Genomic DNA, 16,626 nt, shown 5'->3' with positions numbered 1-16,626 from the left:
GAATGTCATCGGCTCGGTTTCCCGAGGGTGTCCGGTATCCAAGGTATCCGTCGGGGTTCTGAACGAAGAATCGATGTACGCCGACCTCGTGCTCGGCGATGCCGTGCCACTTCGTCGCGGCTCGCATGAAGAGCTCAACGGCAGCGCGTCCGAGCACTCGCCAGCGCATCAGAGTCCGGCACCGTGATCTCTGCAAATGTGGGGCCGCCGGCCGTCCGACCCGAACGGACGACCGGCGACCGGTCTTTCACCGCAGGGTGATCGAGTCCAGCTCGGCGTACCCGGTGCCGCCCGCGAAGTTCGGCGACCCCTTCGCCAGCCGGATCACGTTTGACCCGGCGCGCAGCTGTACGGTCGTCTGCACCGTTCCCGACGGGTTCCCCCAAGCTCCCGTCGTGGGGTACGACACCGTCTGGAACGCGCTGCTGTTGTAGGCCAGCCCCTGGGTGGACGGGGCACTCCCGCCGTTCGCGTACCGGATCGACATGGTGTAGCTGCGGGCGGTCGGGACGTTCACCAGGAAGTCGACGAAGCTGTCCGTCCGGGGGTCACCCGTTCCGTCGATGCGTCCGACGTACCCGCCGTTCGACGCTGTGGCGCTCGTCAACCGCTGGGCGTTGACGACGGTGGCGTTCTCGGCCTCGTAGGTCTGCTGCCAGGTCGACACCGGGCCGGCCGTCGGGGTGACGACCGCCTGGTAGGCACCCTGGTAGTCCGAGTTGGGCGAGACAGGAATGGTCACGGACCCGTTCGTCACCGGCAAGGTCTGCGTGGACAGCGTCTCCGGTGCTGCGACGTTCGTCGTACGACCGCTGCCGGGCGTGTGGTTGAGCGTCACCTGGACGCTCGTGCCGAACCCACTCAGCCCGTCGATCCGGATTGCGGTGTCGCCGGCTTGTCCGCCGAAGACCACGTTCGCCACCTTTCGGGTGCTGTCGAGAGATGCGATGCCGTCGAGGTAGTTCGACGACTGCACCGGCAACATCCGGCCAGCCATGTCCCCGTACCACTTGTACATCCAGTAGCTCGCGGTGGGCTTGTCGTTGTACAGCAGCCCGTTCATCGTGCCGGACTCGAACCAGTAGGCACGTTCGGCGTCGCGCACGCCCGCACGCTCGAACTGTGCGATGTAGTGCAGCGAGGCACTCGCGACGTCGACCTGGTCGGGTGCGGCGTACTCGTTGATCGAGATCGGCCGGGGGCTGATGCCGAGTGTCTTCTCGATCGCGCGGTAGTCGGTGACGTCTCCGGTGATGCGGTTCCACCCGTTCGCACCGCTGTCGAGCTCGTGCCAACTCGTCACGTCCGGAACGGTGCCGGTCGCCACGGCGTTCTGCATGAACGCGAGCATCGTCGCGTGGTTGTACTGGCTGATGCTCGGACCGACGATCGGCGTGACGGTGTCGTACTTCTTGACCTCACGGTAGATCTGCGTCCAGGCGTCGTTGAACGGCCCGTTCGTGTTCGTGTCCCAGGTGCCGTCCGGTTCGTTCCAGAGCTCCCACCCGTTGAGGTTCGTGGTGGAGGTCGCGGCGAGCCGCGCCTTGACCATCGTGTCGACCTTCTGCAGGTAGTCCGGCACCGTCACGCCTTGGTACGGGAATCCGTTGTAGACGTCAGGCATCCGGATGGTGACCTGCGCGCCGACGTCGGTGGCGCTGCCGGCGACCTTGAGCGCGTCCCCGGTTGGCGTCGTGGCACCGTTGCCGAGTTGCTGGACGCCAGGAGCGGGCTGCGTGAGCTGGCTCAGGTGCAGCGGTGGGAGCTGCGACGGGTCAGGCGTGGTGTTCGTCGCGAGGGCGTACAGCCCACCAGATGCCACGTGCGTGACCGGGCCGAGCGACCCGGCCGCGTTCACGACGAGCGTGTTGGTGTCCGCGTGTGCCGGGGCGGCACCGGCGAGGACGGTGGCGAGGACCGTGGCCCCGGCGAGGAACGGGACTGATCGGCGTGATCGGCGGATGAGCGAGTGCATGATGCTCCTTTGCATCTGGATGACCGTCTCGGGTCCGGTCGGCGGCCGACGGTCGGCCGCTGTCGGATGGGGCGCAGGCCGCCCCGACCCGCACCGCCGGGGAGATCAGGCACCCGGCGGCGCGGCAGGTCAGATGGTGGGGATGAAGACCCGCATCGTGGACGGTCCGCGGTTGCCCCAGGTGGCGTACGGCACGAGCCGGACTGTGTCGACGAAGGTGGTCTCGGTCTCCGGATCGCCGTAGGGGAGGCCCGACCCGGCTTCGACGGATCGGGTCGCGACCGCGACGCGCACGTCGTCCGCACCATGGTCAGTGACCGGGACCTCCGGCATCATGACGACGTCGCGGACGTCGCGGACGTCGCGGACGTCGTGCCCGAGGTCGGTCGACTCGAGCGCATAGACGAGGGGACCGCGCTCGACGGCGACGGTGCCGCGCACGGCGTCGATCCGCGGGTCCGGCACGGTGATGCGTGCGCGGACGGGCACGGTGAGGGTCAGGCGGTCCCCCGCCGAGAAAGCCCGCTCGATGGTGACCCGCCGGCCGGCAGGCACGGAGCGCCGGCCCTCCGGTGTCTCGAGCTCGGCGCCCTCGGCCCACGCCGGCACCCGCAGCTCGACCACGACCGGGGCGTCCGTCGAGGTCGTCGCGGTGAGCACCACGTCGCCGTCGTACGGCCAGCCGGAGCGCACCTCGAAGCCGATCGGCGTCCCTCCGGGCAGCGTGACGTCCACGTCGAAGTCGCCGTACTGGTGCAGCTGCAATCCGGTGTCCGTCATCGTCGCGAAGACCGACTCGACACTCGCGAGAGTGCGGGCCAGGTTCGTCGGGCAGCACGACACTTCGAACCACGGTGCGCGCAGGCTCGACAGCGCTCGGGCGCTGATCTCACCCTCCGGCGGGGCCGTCCCTTCGACGCGCTGGTGCATGGTGTTCGCGTAGAAGAACGCGCGACCGTCCTCGCGCGGCGCGACCATCACGGCGTTGTACAGCGTCCGTTCGATGAGGTCCGCGTACTTCGAGTCCCCGCTCTCGAGCAGCAGGCGCCACGACAGCATGTTCGATGCGATGGCCGCGCAGGTCTCGCCGTACTCGCGATCCGGTGGCAGCTCGAAGTCGGCGCCGAACGCCTCGTCCTGGTGGTGCGCGCCCATCGCTCCGGTGAGGTAGGTGCGTCGGGCGACGGTGTTCTCCCACTGCCGTTCCACTGCGCGCAGGAGATCGACGTCGCCGGTCTCCACTGCCACGTCGACAGCCCCCGCGGCGAGGTAGAGCGCTCGGACAGCGTGTCCGCGGAGCACCGTGGCACGGCGCACCGGCACATCGTCCTGGAAGTACTCCGGCCCGAACGCGATCGGCCGGAGCAGCCCCCGCCCGCGGCGCTCGACGAAGGTCCGCGCGAGCATGACGTACCGGTGGTCGCCGGTCGCCCGCCCGAGCTCGACGAGTGCCGGCTCGATCTCTGGGTGACCGCACACGGCGTTCAGTCCGCCGTCCCCGAACACCTCGACGAGGTGGTCAGCGAGCCGGACGGCCACGTCGACCAGCCGCCCGCCGCCGGCTGTGCGGAGCCGGGCGACGGCCGCTTGGATCAGGTGCCCCATGCTGTAGAGCTCATGCCCCCACTCGAGGTTCGACCACCGCTCGGGCTGGCCGGTTCTGCCGAAGCTCGTGTGCAAGTAGCCGTCGGGTTCCTGCGCCGCGGCGACACGGTCGACGAGCCGGTCGTAGCGGTCCGCCAGAGCCTGGTCGCCCGTCCGGCCGAGTTCCCACGCCATCGCCTCGAGGAGCTTGTACACCTCCGAGTCGACGAACTCGATGCCCGCGTGCTCGAACGGTTCCCCGCTCGCAGCGCGGTCGAAGTTGCCGACCCAGCCGATCCGCTCCATCCAGGTCTCGCAGTGCGCGAGCACGGTGTCGGCGTTCCGCTGCTGCCACTCAGCCCAGTACCCGCCGACGAGCCGGACCGCGCCGAGGGGCAGCGGTCGGAGCGTTGAGGACGAGGGTGAGACCGGTCCGGACGCCGGTGCGGTGGTGTGCGTCAGTGACATGGGGGTTCCTTCGAGGTGCGACTGGAGTGGGCGGGAATGGGGAACCGGTCAGTCCTTGACGGCGCCGGCTGTGACCCCGGCCGCGACGTAGCGCTGAGCGAGGACGAGCAGGACGGCCGCGGGGATCGACGCGACGACGGCCGTCGCCATGATCGAGTTCCACTCTTGGTTGTTGTTGCCGATGTAGGCGTAGATGCCGAGGGTGATCGGCTTGGCGTCGCCACCGCCGTCGAGTGTGTTGGCGAACAGGAAGTCCGACCACGCCCAGAGGAACGAGAACAGCGAGACCGTGACGAGCGAGTTCCGACTGACCGGCATCACAATCGAGGTGAACGTGCGCCACGAGTTCGCGCCGTCGATCCGCGCCGCGTTGAGCAGCTCGTCCGGGATCCCGCGCATGAACGCCGAGAAGATGAGGACACCGAACGGCACCGCGATCGTCGAGTCGGCGAGGATCAGCCCCCAGACGGTGTCGAGGATCCCGAGCTTCACGTAGATCGTGTAGAAGCCCATCGCCATGATGATCGCCGGGATCATCTGGGCGATCAGCAGGACGAAGCTCATCGCGCCGCCGCCCCGGGGATTGAGCTTCGCGAGCGAGTACGCGGCCGGAGCGGAGAGCACCAGCGTGAGGGCGACCGTGCCGAGGCCGACCACGAGGCTGGTGCCGAGGAACGGCAGTTGCTGCCCGAGTACCGTCGTGTACCCGTGCAGGGTCGGGTCGATCGGGAACAGGTTCGGCGGGCTCTTCCGCATGTCCTGGTCGCGCGTCAGTGACACGTTGATCATCCAGTACACGGGGAACAGCATCACCGCGGTGAGGACGATGCCGAGGGTGGTCTGCCACCAGGGACGACGGAGCACGTCACACCTCCAGACGGCGCTGCATGCGCGCGTAGACGAGACCGACGACCAGGGCGACGAGGATGAGGACGTTGCCCACGGTCGCGGCGGAACTGAAGTCGGGGAGCAGATTGCCGAAGCCCAGCTGGTAGGCCCAGATCGCCAGGGTCGTGCTCGACCCAGCCGGGCCGCCCTTGGTCATGATCCAGATGATGTCGAACACCTTGAGGGTGTAGACGAAGCCGAGCAGCAGGGTGATCGCGGTGACCGGACGCAGCAGCGGGAAGGTGATGCGCCAGAACCGCTGCCAGCCGTTCGCACCGTCGAGCGACGCCGCCTCGTAGAGCTCTTCCGGGATCCCCTGCAGGCCCGAGTACATGATCACCAGGTTGAACGGGATGCCGATCCAGATGTTCGCGACGAGGACCGCGATGAGGGACCAGGTCGGCGAGGTGAGCCAGTTGATCTGTCCGATCCCGGCGGACTCGAGGAAGGCGTTCACGATGCCGGAATCGCTGTTCATCATCCACGACCAGGTCGACGCGGACACGAGCAGCGGCAGCAGCCACGGCACCAGGAACAGCGCTCGGAGGAGCCCCGACAACGGGAATCGGTTGTGGAAGAAGACCGCGAGCGCGAGGCCCAGGGCGAACTGGACAGCGATCGACACGAGGACGAACACCGCCGTGTGCCAGATCGCGGGCGGGAACGTCGGGTTGGTGAACACAGCCTGGAAGTTCTCGAGCCCGACGAACGGGGCGTCGCCGCTGATGAACGACGTCACTGTGTACTGGCGGAGGCTCAGTTCGACGTTCTTGTAGAGGGGGTACGCGTAGAAGAGCACCAGGTAGATGGCGACGGGGGCGAGGAACGCCCATGCCGTGAGTTGTGCACGTCGCTGCGCGCGGGGGCGTCGAGCGCGGGCCGGGGCGGAGGTGGTCTCCGCCCCGGCGCCGGCGCGCGCAGCCGACGGTCGCAGTGACGTCGTGTCGGTCGTCATGGTTCAGTCGGCTTCCGTGATCGTTGTCGTGCGGGTCAGTTCGAGGTCTTCGAGGCGACGGTCTGCTGTGCTGCCTGGAGCGCTGCGCTCGGAGAGGCTGAGCCGCTTTCCGCCTTCTGGACCGCGGTCCACAGCTGCTCCGAGATGACCGGGTACCGCACGCCGAGGTTGTCACCCGTGCGCGCCCTGGCTGCCTGCACCGCTTCGACCCAGGTCTTCAGCGACGGGTCCGCGGCGAGCTGCTTGTCCTGCAGGCTCGTGGACGCGGTGATGTAGTTCAGTGTGTTGTCGGTCGTGACGACGTTGTCGCCCGAGGACAGGCAGGACACGATCTTCTTCGTGACCGCGTAGCGAGCGGTGACCTTCTGCACCGGGATGGTGAAGAACTCACCGCCCGTCGGCACCGGAGCGGCGCCGCCGTCCTCGGCCGGGATCGTGATCACCCCGGCGTTCATCTGCTTCGCCGAGTCCTTCTGCCAGGTCCCGTTCTCGCCGAACGCGAAGTCGCCGGACTGGAACTCCTGCCACGAGGTGGTCTGGGTGTTCTGGATCACGGAGTTCGGGGCGTACCCCTTGTCGATCCATCCCTTCCAGAGGGCCAGTGCAGCCTCGGCCTTCGACGAGTCGAGCTTCGTCAGGTCAGCGCCGGAGCCCCAGAACCAGGGCAGGAACTGGAACGAGCCTTCTTCGGTGTTGATGCCGGAGAACGTGATGCCCTTGCCGCCGGATGCCTTCACCTTGGCGAGCGCGGCCGTCAGCGACGCCCAGTCCTTCACGGAGGAGACGTCGACGCCGGCCTTCTGCAGCACCTTGGGGTTGTAGTAGAGCGCCAGTGTGTTCGCGCCGATCGGGACGCCGTAGGTCTTGCCGTCGATGACACCCGCGCCGAGGATGTTCTTCGCGATCGATCCGGTGGACAAGCCGTTCGTGCCGGTGTCGGTCAGGATGCCGGACTTCGCGAGGGTGGACACGACCGGGTTGTCGACCAGGAGGACGTCGGGCGACTTGCCCTGCTGGCCGGCGAGCAGTGCCTTGTTCGTGAGGTCGGACGTGTCGTAGCCCGTCCGCTTGACGGTGACGCCAGCGTCGGTACCGCACTTGGCAACGAGCTTGCCCCAGGCGGACGACGCGTCGTACTGGGGGTACGGGTCCCAGAACGTGTACGTGCCCTTCGCGGCGTTCGAGCTCGAGCCGGTCGACGAGGCGGAGCAACCGCTCAAGCCGGCAACGGTGCACGCCGCGGCTGCGGCGATGGCGGTGATCCGCAAGAAGGTCTTGGTGCGCATGATCACGGGTTCCTCTCTGAATGCGACGTGATCGCAGTGGTCGGGTGACCGGTCCGCGCCGTCGACAGAGGAACACGTTCTCGCCATCGAGCAGAACCGAAACCGGTTTCGGGAGCAATGTAGGACGGATTCTGCGCGACTGTCAACACATCTCGTAAACTGGTTTCGAAGAAGGGTGGAGCATGGACAACGACCCAGCCACGCTGGCGGACGTGGCGCGCGCTGCGGGAGTGTCCGTTGCGACGGCATCGAAGGCCCTCAACGGGAGGGCGCACGTCAGTGCACGAGCACGGGAGGCGGTGCTGGCCGCAGCGTCCGAGCTCTCGTTCCGCCCGAACCCGTTTGCCCGTGCACTGAACAGGGCTTCGACGAACACCATCGGCATGTTGACCAGCGACCTCGACAATCGATTCGTCCTGCCGATCCTGCTCGGCGCGGAGGACGCCTTCGGTGCCGGCTCGCTCTCCGTGCTGCTCGCTGACGCGCGCGACAGCCTGCTCCGCGAGCAGCTGCAGCTGCAGTCACTCCTGACCAGGCGCGTCGACGGCGTCCTCGTCGTCGGCCGCACCACGAACCCGCGCTCACCGATGCAGTCCAAGCCGAACGTTCCGGTCGTCTACGTCTACGCACCGTCATCCGACGAGGAAGACTTGTCGTTCGAACCGAACAATGAGCTCGCTGGCCGCCTGGCCGTGGAGCACCTCGTCGCTACAGGTCGTACCCGGATCGGCATCGTGAACGGCGAAGACACCTACTCGGCTGCACGAGACCGGCTGCGGGGCGTCGCCGCGGCGATGGAAGAACACGGCCTCGAACTCGTCGGGAGCCCTGGCATGGTGTTCGGGGCGTGGAACGAGGCATGGGGACGACAGGCATCACGCCGTCTGCTTGAACGACACCCTGACATCGATGCTGTCATAGCTGGAAGCGACCACATCGGGCGCGGAGTCATGGACGCCGTCCGCGAGTCCGGACGCCGAATTCCTGATGACGTCGCCGTGATCGGGTTCGACAACTGGGACGTCCTCGTCGAGGGGGCGCGACCACAGCTGACCAGCATTGACATGAACCTGCAAGAACTCGGCCGGCTCGCAGCGGAGGCTCTCGTGGACACGATCGATGGCAAAGTGCGACGTGGACGAGTCAGGAACCCTGTGCAGCTCATTGTCCGCGGGTCGACCGACGCACGCCTCGTCGAGTCGAGGACTGGCGCCTCGTGACCTACGGCCTGGAGCCGATGAGGCCCTGACACACAGCGACACACGGGAATAGTGCTCGGACCCCGGGCTGCTTGAGCTGGCATGGACTCAGCTGTTGTACTCGACCGATTTGGTGACGTCGCCGACCTTGCACTCCGGCCCGCAAGGGTTCGCCCGCTTGCAGCATCCGCGGTTCGCATCAGCGTCACCGTGGCCGGTCTGAACCCAGTGGACTGGCAGATCGTTGAATCGAGAACGCTCGCCGCCGAGCGCGGGTTGGACGTGCCTATGGGGTTCGGTAACGACTTCGCGGGCACGATATCCGAGATCGGCCCGGCCGTGACGCGATGGCGTGTTGGAGACCGAGTCTTCGGCGGAGCGCGTGGCCTTGCCGTCGCAACCTCGATCACCCTCGATCAGAACCATCCGAGCTTGCACCCCACACCGCACGGCGTCTCCGACCTCGAGGCCGGAGTTCTCGACATCGCCGGACGAACCGCGTCGGCTGTTTCCGACGTCCTGGCCGCGCAGCCCGGCGAGACGGTCCTCGTCGGCGGTGCCGGCGGCGGCGTCGGTTCGATCCTGACGCAACTGCTCGTCCGCGATGGTGCCCATGTGATCGGGACCGGCTCGGCGGCGTCCCACGACTTCATACGTTCCCTCGGCGCAGCACCCGCGACCTACGGCACTGGTCTCGCTGCCGCAATCGCTGCGTCAGATGTGTGCGTCGCGGCTGCCGCCGATCTGCACGCAACCGACACCGCCGAGACAGCGATCCGATTGGGCGTGCCATCCGGCCGCGTCGTCACCATCGAAGCCGAGGATCCACCCGCCGGCGTCGTTCCGGTCAATGGCTCCGACGCTCGCGTGGACGCACTCGACCGTCTCCTGGCCTTGATCGGCAAGCGTGAGCTGCGAATCCCCATCGCAGCCGTGTACAGCCTCGAGCAGTTCCGCGACGCCGTCGCCCATCAACGAACCCGCCACGTTCACGGCAAGATCGCCATCACCCCCAACAGTTAGGAACATGGCCTCAGGCTGTACGTCACGATTGTTGCTGCGGCGATGGGGTGGGGTGTTTACACACCCGATTGGTCTTTCGACCAAGGCTCGTTGGTGAGCATCGATGCTCCGGTCCTGGAGCGTTGCCCTAGCGCTCGGACCGGAGCGCGATTGCCCGTGCCCAGCCCGTCCGACGTCGGCCTTCCCGCGGACGACCGACGCCGCGTCCAGGGCCTCCGGCGGACCGAGGTCGCGCAGCTCGCTGGCATCAGCACGGAGTACTACGTGCGGCTGGAGCAGGGCCGGGAGCACGTGCCCTCGGCCCAGGTGATCGCGGCCCTGGCGCGCGCCCTGCGACTGGACGCCGACGGCGCGGCGTACCTCAGGAGCGTGGCGGAACCTGCTCCGGCACCCGCTGCCACGGTGCGCGGCCGGCAGCTGAGCGGCGACGAACTCCGACGGCTCGTGCGCCGTTGGGACGGCACCCCGGTCTTCGTCGCCGATCGGAACCTCGACATCGTCGCGTCGAACGCACTGTGCGAAGCGATCGGCGGCGGCGTCCTCAGCCGTGGGCAGAACCGGATCGAGTACGTGTTCTCCGAGGCCTGCCGCGCGAAGTACCCGGTCGAGGAATGGCGTGCACGGGCCGCGCAGATCGTCGCTGTCTTCCGGCTCAGCGCCGACCCCGGCGACGACCGGATGCGCGAGGTGCTCAGGGGGCTGATGACGCGCTCTGCCGAGTTCGCGGACCTCTGGGAACGGCACGACGTGGCGATCCTGACCAACGGCACGTTCGTCCAGGACGTGCCGCCGTTCGGGCGGCTCGACTTCGAGTGGGAGCTCCTCGTCGTCCCGGGGACGGACGGACTGACGATCACGCCACTGTTCCCCTCCTCGCCCGAGAGTGTTGCAGCGGTCGCGTTCCTCCAGGCACAGACGCAGGTGGCTCCTCCGTCGCCATCCTGACGTCGATCAGCGGCAGAGCGGACGCGGCGCACGCGAACGAGCGGGCGATGCCCGCAGCCGCAGCCGCCGCATCGCGGTCCGGCGATCGGGGATCTGCAGCGCGACCACGGACGGACGGGAGGCCCGATGCCAGCTGGCCACGTCCCTCCAGGCACGGCCGTCACCCCGCTGGCGCGGTGCGCCGGTACCGGCTGGTGGGGCCCACCTCCCGTCCGTCATCCGTCCGTGACGGGTGACCGCTCAAGCGGGCTCAGGCACGCGCGCGGCGTCGCCGGCTCCGCAGCGTCCACACGAGTCCACCGGCCGCGAGCAGTGCCGCCGCCAGCAGCCCGAGGGGGAGCAGGTTCGCGCCCGTCCAGGCCAGTGCGCCGCCCGGGTCGCTGCCGGCGTCCGCGCCGCCGTTGCCCGGCGCTGCCGCGCCCGGTGCACCGGATCCGTTGTCACCCGGCGCCGGAGCGCCGCTGCCCGGCGTGCCAGCACCCGGCGAGGTGGTCGGCGCCGGAGCAGCCGCAGCCACCACGGTGAAGGCGGCCCGAGCCAGGGCCACACCGTCGACCGACGCGGTGACCGTCACCCGACCGGACGCCGTGCCCGGCACCCGCAGGTCGGCCGAGAACGCACCACTCGCGTCGGTGTGCGCGGTGGCACCACCGATGCGTGGCGCGGTCGCCAGCGCCACGTCGGTGTCGGCCGGGAACCCGGTGCCGGTCACGGTCTGCGTGTCGCCCGCGTCCACCCGAGGCGACTCGACCCGCAGGACCGGGGTCGCCGCCGCCTTGCTGCTGAAGGCGACGACCGTGCGCTTCGTCACGGACCGTTCGTCGACCGGCACGCTGATGGTGCGTGTGTCGGCGTCGTAGGTCCAGGCGGTGTCCGCGATCACGCGTCCGTCGATGGTGACGGTGCGGGGGCGGTCCGCGTTCGTGAACGTCGCCGTCCACGAGCGGCCCTGCACCTGGCCGGCGAAGGAGCCGTCGGCGGGGGCGATGGCGAGCGAGCCGCCGGTCGCCTGCTGCGTGTAGCGGACGGCGGTGGAGGCGCTGCCCGCCGTGGCCTTCGCGGACGCGGCGGCCGTGGTCATCGCGCTCGACTTCGCGGCGCCGTCAGCGGCGCTGTCCTCGGCGCTGTCCTCACCGGCGTCTTCGTGCAGGTCGAACGAACCGTTCGCTCCGGTCGCCACCGTCAGGGTGACGGCGTCGAGCGGTGCGGCGTCGTTCCCGACCTGCTCCGAGCGGGTGGGGACGATGCCGCCGCTCTTCACGAACACCGGCATGCTGTTCAGGTCGGTCGTCACGTCGGCGGTGGTGCCTCCGGCGTACGTCTCACCGGTGAACCAGTCGGTCCACGAGCTGCCGGCCGGGAACCAGACCGAGCGGGTCGCCTTGCCGGAGTCGTCGTTCGCGGTGGTGACCGGGGCGACGAGCACGTCCGGGCCGTACAGGTACTCCGAGCCGGCCTGGGCGTAGGACTCCTGCGCCTCGGGGTACTGCAGGTAGAGCGGCTGCAGGATCGGGGTGCCCGTCTCGGTGGCCTGGGCGGCGAGCGTGTAGGTCAGGGGGACCAGGGCCTCGCGGAGGTTCAGGAACCGCTTCGCCGACGCCTCGGCAGCGGCCGGGTACTGCCACGGCAGTCGGTCGCTGTGGTTGCTGTGCAGGCGGTCGATCGGCTGGAAGGTGCCGAGTTGCACCCAGCGGGCGTAGAGGTCCTCGGGCAGCTGGGTCGTGCCCTCCTCGGCGCCCTCGATGCCGTACTGCGCACCGTTGTGGCCACCGATGTCGTGGCTGACCGAGGCCAGACCGGTCGCGGCGGACTCACCGGGGGTGTAGCCGACCTCGGCGAGCAGCATGTCCCACGACGACGTGGTGTCGCCGGTGAAGTGCACGGTCGTGCGCTTGTCCGCCCAGGGGCCGGTCGGGACCGCCTGCGGGTTGCCGTAGCCACCGGCCGTCAGCGAGCCGTACGCCCGCGAGAACGCGAGCCCGCGGCCGCCGAGCGCCTGGTCCGTGTACTCCGCGTACTGCTGGTTGATGAACGCGTCGGGGGTGACGCCGTTCGCGGAGTACTTCGAGTTCTCGCTGCAGCACCAGTCGAGCCACCACATGTCGACGCCCTTCGGCTGCAGCGAGGTGTGCAGGTCGAAGTAGGCCTTGAGCTGGTCGGGGTCGGACCAGTCGAACAGGTACCGGTCACCGTCGCCCTTGGTGAGCTTGCCCTTCGCGGTGGCCTGGGCCTTCGCGAACCGCGGGTCCTGGCTCGAGATCGACGGGTGGATGTTGAGGGTGTTGTGGATGCCCTCGGCATGCCAGTCGGCCAGCAGGCCGGTCATGTCCGGGATCCGGGACGGGTCGACCGACCAGCCGTTCCACTTGCTGTCGCCCTGGTTGGTGGGGCTGCCGATCTTGTAGTCGGTGTCGATCGCCATGACGTCGACGGGGACGTCCTCGTCGTCGAACTGCTTCGCGATCGCCAGGTAGTCGGCCTGTGATCGGTCGTAGTACTCGGAGTACCAGACGCCGTACGCCCAGCGGGGGAGCATCTTCGTCGGACCGGTCAGGACGGCGAGCTCCTGCAGGGCGTGGCGGTAGTCGCTGCCGTACCCGAAGACGTAGCCGTCCTGGTAGCGCTCGCCGCCGTGGTCGTCGGCGGGGGTGACGGTGTCGGTCGCCTGGTCGTACAGCGCCGAGGCGCTGTCGTCGAGGAGCGACCAGCCGTCCTGGTAGAGCAGACCCGGGTTCGTCTTCACCGATCCGTTGGCGGTGTCGAGGTCGCGTCGGTACCCGCCGAGCGGTGCATGTGCGGCGAGGACCGGCGACGCGGTGTCGACCACGGCGACGGTGTCGAAGTTCACGTTGCAGTTGTTCGCCACGGTCGGGCACCCGATCACGACGTCGTTCGTGCCGGCGGCCAGGTGCACCGGCACGGTGGCGGTGTTCCAGTAGTCCCAGCCGCTCGTCTTCGGGAGCGGTGCAGTGGTGGCCTGCTGACCGGTCGGGGCCGCGGTGAGCGTCGGCGTCGCGGCGGAGCCGTTGGCGTAGCGGACCTGCAGGGCGTAGTCGCCCGCGGCCGGCACCCCGGTGACGTGGGTCGTCAGCTGCGCCCCGGCACGCTCGAACCCGGCGACGAAGCCGTCCCCGGCGAAGCCGTTGTGGTTCGTGGCGGTCGTCGCCGGAGCGGTGCGTGCCGAGTCCTCGGCCTGGCACACGGTCTCGAACGCGCAGTCCTCGCCGGTGACCGTGGTCGACGGTGCCGGGTAGGCGGCGCCGGTGCTGACCAGGGCCAGACTGTCGACGTTCACCCGGCCGGAGTCGTCCGCGGTGCGTTCGATGCGCACGCTGTGTTCGCCCGCCGTCAGGTCGAGCGTCGTGGCAGCGGTGGTCTTCCAGTCGTCCCAGTTCGCGCCGGGTGCGAGCCGGATCGTCTTCGCGGCACCGCCGTCGACCCTCACGCTGAGGGTGCGGGTGGCGACCTGGCCGTCGCCGCCCTGCGAGTTCGCGTAGCGCAGGGCCAGGTCGTACGAGCCGGCACGTGCCGCCGTGGTCGTGAAGGTCATCGCGTTGCCGACGGACTCGAAGCCCGCGGCGAACCCGGCTCCGGTGAAGCCCGCGTGGTCCGTCGCGAGGGACAGGCCGGTGAGTCCGAGCGCCTCGGCCTCGCAGAGCGACCCGATCGTGCACGAGGGGGTCGGCGTCGACACCCACGGCGTGCCGGTGACCCGCTGCCCGGACGCCGTGGTCACGGTGGTCCGCAGGGTGTCCTGCGTGAAGGCCCCCGAGCCCTCCATGTACCGGACGGTCATCGCGCCCGTGTCGAGGGTCAGCCAGCCGTCCCGCTCGGTCTTCGTGAACGTCGTGGGTGCGAAGTCGTCGCGGCCGATGACGTTGAAGGTGCTGCCGTCGGTGAACTGCGAGTCACCCGCGTACTCGGTGCGGATCAGGGTGGGGGAGAGCACCTCGAACCGGGCCTGGCCCGAGACGACGGTGCGGTCGGCTGCGGGGTCCGCGGCGGCAGGGATCGCGGCGATCCCGAGCGTGCCGAGGGCGGTCGCAGCGACGATGCCCGACGACAGCGCACGGCGCAGCCTTCGGGATCGGAAGGAGATGGGGCGCAAGTGGGTGCTCCTCGTGGACGTCGTCGTCCATCGGGCCGTGCAACGGCCGTGACCAGCGGGCCGTCCCTGCGGCGGCCCGTTTACAACGCTGTAAACCATACGACCAGGACGGCTTCCGAGGAAGGGGCAGCCGGGGGTCGGCTCGTTTCGCGGCTTGCGCCGCCTTGGTGAGCGGCGTGGTCGCGTCGTCCGCGGCCGTGGACTCGAGACGCTGACGGACTGGAGGCGCGGTGCCAGGTGGCGCCGTGCCTCCAGTCCGGCAGTCACCCCGCTGGCGCGGGGCGCCGGTACCGGCTGGTCATGTCGAGAAGCCGCGGATCCGCGTCCGTGTCACTCGGTGTGACGGCGCCGGCGACGCAGCGCCAGGGTCCCGGCACCGGCCAGCAGGAGCAGCGTCGCGAGCAACGCCGGTCCGACAGGTGACTCCGCTCCGGTCGCGGCCAGCGTGCCCGTCGCCGTCGCCGGGGTCGTCGGTGTGCCGGCACCCTGGGTCGCCGGTGTCACGGTCGGGGTCGGCGCGGGCTCCGCGGTGGGCGTCGCGGTCGGTCCTGGCGTGGCTGCAGCGATCAGCGGGCTCTCGGTCATCGCCGTGCCGGTCAGGCAGTGCTTGAGCTCGGTCTCCTTCACCCAGTGCGAACCTGCGGCGACTGCACGGCAACCGGAGGCGAACGCGATCTCCCGCTCGTTGTAGAGCATGCGCACGAGCGGCGTGTAGGCCGCTCCCGTAGCCGGGTCGATGCCTGCTCGTGCCACGACGTCCCACTGCACGTTCGCCGCCATCGGCGTCACCTGGGAGCCTCGCCACGGGTTGGTGGCGTCGTCGTAGACGTCGGCGTCCGAGGTCGGAGCAGCGTTGTCGGGCGCGGCAACGGTGGAACCCGGCAGACGCAGCAGCGCTGCGAACGGGATGATCGTCTCGGCGTGCGCGAAGCGGAAGGTCGCGACCACGTCACCACCAGCGACGCGGGCGTCGATCGTGGCGAAGAAGTCGTCGAGCAGGGGCTCGGCGATCGAGTAGGTCTCATCGTGCCCGGCGAGACTCGGGCCTTTCTCGTAGAAGTCCTCGGCGTCGAGCAGGTACGCGAACCACTCGGCATCCGCCGGCCGGCCAGCGAAGTACTGGGCGAAGTCGAACGCGTGCGGAGCGATGTTCTCCTGTTGCATGTCGGCCGCGATGATGTACAGGTTGTACAGCGACATCGCCGCGTCGACGGTGCTCTTGATCGACTTCTTCGGATCGCCGCAGGCATCGGGATCGGCCTTGGTGTCGGCGCCGGGCGCGCACGCCACCGCGCCGCCCTTCGAGCCGTCGGCAGTGTTGTACCAGGTGTGTGCCTTGTCCGTGCCGATCGCAGCGATGAACCCGGGCGTGAAGATGCCGGAGAGCAGATCGTTCGCCGCTTCGACGGATCGCGGCTTCGCCTCGATGTACTGCAAGGCCGCCGCGATCGTGCCGCCGTCACCGGTCTGCGCGGCGACGTAGTCCTCGTACGCCTGGGCGCGCTCGCGCTCGGGCGACCCCTCGGCCTTGTCGGTGCCGTCCGGGTTCTCGACGTCGTGGAAGTAGAGCAGATCAGGCCGCGGTTCGAGCTTCACGCCCGCGGCCCCGAAGCCCCGCAAGAAGTTCTCGCCCGACTCCGTGGCGCGAGACTCACCCGAGGTCTCGGCGACCACTCGCCCGCCCGTCTTCGCCGCAGCTGCGAACAGCTGCTTGTTGCGCTGCGCGGCTCGTGCTCCGATGCCCTGGTGCTGGGCGGCGCCCTGACCGGTGAGCATGCCGTAGCCGTTCGCGACGTTCGCCGCGGTGATGGCATCGAGGTTCGCGGAGAACTCCTTCCCGATCTCCGGCGTCAGGAACCCGTTCTCGGCCTGCGCGGTCGCGGCGAGACGGTGCAGCAGCGCGTCGTACTTGTACGCGGAGAGCCCCCGGGATCCGTGGCGGGCGACCGACTCCGTGGCGACGGGTGCGTAGCCCGTCGGTGCCGGCGAGTAGGCGTCGATGTCCGACTGGGTGGGGGCGATGTAGGGCTGCTTGCTGCTGTAGAAGCTGGCCTCGCCGGCGTGTGCCGGTGCTCCGAGCATCAGCGAGGCGAGGGCAGCGACGGCGATGCAGGACAGCGCGGTGCGGGTGTTCATGGGGCCTCCGGTATCGGGACCCTCGGGCGGCGGTCCGACAAGCAGAGGTAGCGGCAGCG

10 protein-coding genes are annotated in these 16,626 nt (G+C 69.1%); 3 read left to right on the top strand and 7 right to left on the bottom strand.

Annotated elements, in window-relative coordinates:
• Window positions 1-247: 247 nt before the first annotated feature.
• From HQQ79_RS15345 to HQQ79_RS15325, 5 genes are all read right to left on the bottom strand, one after another.
• Window positions 248-1,975 (bottom strand): CBM35 domain-containing protein, encoded by a 1,728-nt coding sequence (locus HQQ79_RS15345; RefSeq protein WP_173035466.1) that lies wholly within the window; start codon window positions 1,973-1,975, stop codon window positions 248-250.
• 129 nt (window positions 1,976-2,104) lie between these two features.
• Window positions 2,105-4,027 (bottom strand): glycoside hydrolase family 127 protein, encoded by a 1,923-nt coding sequence (locus tag HQQ79_RS15340; protein ID WP_173035464.1) that lies wholly within the window; start codon window positions 4,025-4,027, stop codon window positions 2,105-2,107.
• 48 nt (window positions 4,028-4,075) lie between these two features.
• Window positions 4,076-4,891, bottom strand: a complete 816-nt coding sequence (locus tag HQQ79_RS15335) for a carbohydrate ABC transporter permease (protein WP_367948112.1) — start codon at window positions 4,889-4,891, stop codon at window positions 4,076-4,078.
• Between the two features lies 1 nt (window position 4,892).
• Complete coding sequence (locus HQQ79_RS15330; protein ID WP_173035462.1) at window positions 4,893-5,870, bottom strand: carbohydrate ABC transporter permease; 978 nt, start codon at window positions 5,868-5,870, stop codon at window positions 4,893-4,895.
• A gap of 35 nt (window positions 5,871-5,905) precedes the next feature.
• Window positions 5,906-7,156 carry an extracellular solute-binding protein gene (locus tag HQQ79_RS15325; protein WP_173035460.1) on the bottom strand — a complete coding sequence of 417 codons (1,251 nt, stop codon included), beginning with the start codon at window positions 7,154-7,156 and terminating at the stop codon, window positions 5,906-5,908.
• A 182-nt stretch (window positions 7,157-7,338) separates the two neighbouring features.
• On the opposite strand from HQQ79_RS15325, the gene HQQ79_RS15320 reads away from it, so the two are divergent.
• From HQQ79_RS15320 to HQQ79_RS15310, 3 genes are all read left to right on the top strand, one after another.
• Window positions 7,339-8,376, top strand: a complete 1,038-nt coding sequence (locus HQQ79_RS15320; RefSeq protein ID WP_173035457.1) for a LacI family DNA-binding transcriptional regulator — start codon at window positions 7,339-7,341, stop codon at window positions 8,374-8,376.
• An 81-nt stretch (window positions 8,377-8,457) separates the two neighbouring features.
• The gene (locus HQQ79_RS15315; RefSeq protein ID WP_301952589.1) at window positions 8,458-9,378 is read left to right on the top strand and encodes a zinc-binding dehydrogenase; all 921 of its coding nucleotides are present in this window, start codon (window positions 8,458-8,460) and stop codon (window positions 9,376-9,378) included.
• Window positions 9,379-9,534: 156 nt separating this feature from the next.
• Entirely contained in the window at window positions 9,535-10,323 is a 789-nt protein-coding gene (locus HQQ79_RS15310; protein ID WP_173035453.1) for a helix-turn-helix transcriptional regulator, read from the top strand.
• Window positions 10,324-10,573: 250 nt separating this feature from the next.
• Here HQQ79_RS15310 and HQQ79_RS15305 read toward each other — a convergent pair whose 3' ends face one another.
• Both HQQ79_RS15305 and HQQ79_RS15300 read right to left on the bottom strand, forming a co-directional pair.
• Window positions 10,574-14,431, bottom strand: a complete 3,858-nt coding sequence (locus HQQ79_RS15305; protein ID WP_216852631.1) for a TIM-barrel domain-containing protein — start codon at window positions 14,429-14,431, stop codon at window positions 10,574-10,576.
• A 330-nt stretch (window positions 14,432-14,761) separates the two neighbouring features.
• Window positions 14,762-16,567: a histidine-type phosphatase gene (locus tag HQQ79_RS15300; RefSeq protein ID WP_173035450.1), complete on the bottom strand. Its 1,806-nt coding sequence runs from the start codon at window positions 16,565-16,567 to the stop codon at window positions 14,762-14,764.
• Window positions 16,568-16,626 lie beyond the last annotated feature (59 nt).

Source organism: Curtobacterium sp. VKM Ac-2852 (genome assembly GCF_013205045.1).
Classification (GTDB): Bacteria; Actinomycetota; Actinomycetes; order Actinomycetales; family Microbacteriaceae; genus Curtobacterium; species Curtobacterium flaccumfaciens.
This window is presented reverse-complemented; position numbering and strand designations above follow the sequence as displayed.

Bases quoted from the DNA above. Each gene is read 5' to 3' on its own strand.
- HQQ79_RS15345 (WP_173035466.1), bottom strand. From the start codon at position 1,975: ATGCACTCGCTCATCCGCCGATCACGCCGATCAGTCCCGTTCCTCGCC.
- HQQ79_RS15340 (WP_173035464.1), bottom strand. From the start codon at position 4,027: ATGTCACTGACGCACACCACCGCACCGGCGTCCGGACCGGTCTCACCC.
- HQQ79_RS15330 (WP_173035462.1), bottom strand. From the start codon at position 5,870: ATGACGACCGACACGACGTCACTGCGACCGTCGGCTGCGCGCGCCGGC.
- HQQ79_RS15325 (WP_173035460.1), bottom strand. From the start codon at position 7,156: ATGCGCACCAAGACCTTCTTGCGGATCACCGCCATCGCCGCAGCCGCG.
- HQQ79_RS15320 (WP_173035457.1), top strand. From the start codon at position 7,339: ATGGACAACGACCCAGCCACGCTGGCGGACGTGGCGCGCGCTGCGGGA.
- HQQ79_RS15315 (WP_301952589.1), top strand. From the start codon at position 8,458: ATGGACTCAGCTGTTGTACTCGACCGATTTGGTGACGTCGCCGACCTT.
- HQQ79_RS15300 (WP_173035450.1), bottom strand. From the start codon at position 16,567: ATGAACACCCGCACCGCGCTGTCCTGCATCGCCGTCGCTGCCCTCGCC.